Raw genomic sequence first — 1,699 nt, 5'->3', positions numbered from 1 at the left:
AGGTTGTCGCTGCGGTTGGTGCCGGATGAACTATGGGAGCTGGCGGAGCCGCTGATCCCGGCGTTCGGGTCGCGTTCGCAGGGTGGTGGCACGGCGCCGCTGGATGCCCGCGCGGTGTTCACGGCGATCGTGTACGTGCTGAGCAGCGGGTGTGCGTGGCGGGATCTGCCGCCGTCGTTCGGGGTGCCGTTCCAGACCGCGCATCGCCGCTTCGGGCAGTGGACCGAAGCCGGGCTGTGGCGGCAGTTGCACCACGCGGTTCTGGACGAGCTCGGCGGCCAGGGTTTGATCGACTGGAGCCGTGCGATCGTGGACGGTGCCTGCGTGCGCGCGAAAAAGGGGGCTCTCTGACCGGTCCCAGCCCGGTCGACCGGGGCAAACCCGGCTCGAAGATCCATGCGCTGTCCGATCGTAGCGGCCTGCCGATCTCGGTCGCGGTCTCTGCCGCGAACACTCACGATTCCCGCGCACTCAAGCCGCTGGTGATGGCGATACCGGCGATCCGCTCCCGCCGCGGCCCGCGGCGGCGCAAGCCGGCCAAGCTGCATGCCGACAAGGCCTACGACCAACCTGAGCTCCGGCGTTGGGTCCGCGACCGTGGCATCACAGTCCGCATCGCCCGCAAGGGCGTCGAATCCTCGACCAAGCTCGGCAAGCACCGATGGGTGATCGAACGGTGCATCGCCTGGCTGTTCGGCTACCGCCGCCTGACTATCCGCTACGAACGCAAAGCCAGCCACTTCCTCGCCTTCCTCACCCTCGGAGCCGCCCTGACCTGCTACAAGAAACTCCGCAAACACACCACATGAGACGCGCTCTAAGAGCGTGTCTCATGTGGTGATCGACCGCTGGTGAGCGATGATCTTGTGCTGTGAGCGATCCGTTGTCGTTGCGCCTGGTGCCCGATGAGCTGTGGGCGCTGGTCGAGCCGTTGATCCCGCAGTTTCAGCCGCGTCGACAGGGCGGCGGTACGGCGCCGCTGGAGGGTCGCGTGGTGTTCACGGCGATCGTGTATGTGCTGACCAGCGGCTGTGCCTGGCGGGACCTGCCGCCCTCGTTCGGTGTGCCGTTCCAGACCGCGCATCGCCGGTTCAGCCAGTGGACCCAGGCTGGACTGTGGCGCCGGCTGCACCATGCGGTCTTGGACGAACTCGGCGGACGCGGCTTGATCGACTGGTCCCGCGCGATCGTCGACGGAGCGAGCGTACGGGCGAAAAAAAGGGATCCATGACCGGCCCCAGCCCGGTCGACCCAGGGCAAGCCCGGCTCGAAAATCCACGCCCTGTCCGACCGCCACGGCATCCCGTTGACCGTCGCGATCTCCGCGGCCAACACCCACGACAGCCAAGCGCTCAAACCGCTGGTCATGGCGATTCCTGCCATCAAGTCCCGGCGCGGCCCTCGCCGACGCAAGCCCGGCAAGCTGCACGCCGACAAGGCCTACGACCAACCCGAACTCCGTCGCTGGGTCCGCGACCACCACATCAGAGTCCGCATCGCCCGCAAAGGCATCGAATCCAAGGACAAGCTCGGCAAACACCGCTGGGTGATCGAGAGGACAATGGCCTGGTTCACCGGATACCGGCGCCTGACCCTGCGCTATGAGCGCAAAGCCGAGCACTTCCTCGCCTTCCTGACCCTCGCCGCGACCATCACCTGCCACAAGAAACTCCGCATACACACCACATGAGACAAACTC

At 66.5% G+C, this 1,699-nt stretch carries 1 protein-coding gene and 1 pseudogene; both read left to right on the top strand.

Translation table 11 applies throughout. The annotated features are described in order from the left end of the window. The first annotated feature begins 3 nt into the window (after nt 1–3). Nucleotides 4–809 (top strand): IS5 family transposase gene (locus tag H5411_RS46325; protein ID WP_183128006.1). Its coding sequence is split into 2 segments (ribosomal slippage): nt 4–334 and nt 334–809, totalling 807 coding nucleotides; the frame shifts between segments, so codons are not numbered across the junction. A 74-nt stretch (nt 810–883) separates the two neighbouring features. Further along, a pseudogene (locus H5411_RS46320) lies at nt 884–1,690 on the top strand (IS5 family transposase). Nucleotides 1,691–1,699: the final 9 nt, after the last annotated feature.

The sequence above is a fragment of the Amycolatopsis echigonensis genome, assembly GCF_014174495.1.
Taxonomy (GTDB): domain Bacteria; phylum Actinomycetota; class Actinomycetes; order Mycobacteriales; family Pseudonocardiaceae; genus Amycolatopsis; species Amycolatopsis echigonensis.
Note: the sequence above shows the minus strand (reverse complement) of the source record. Positions and strands in the feature narration are given on the sequence as shown.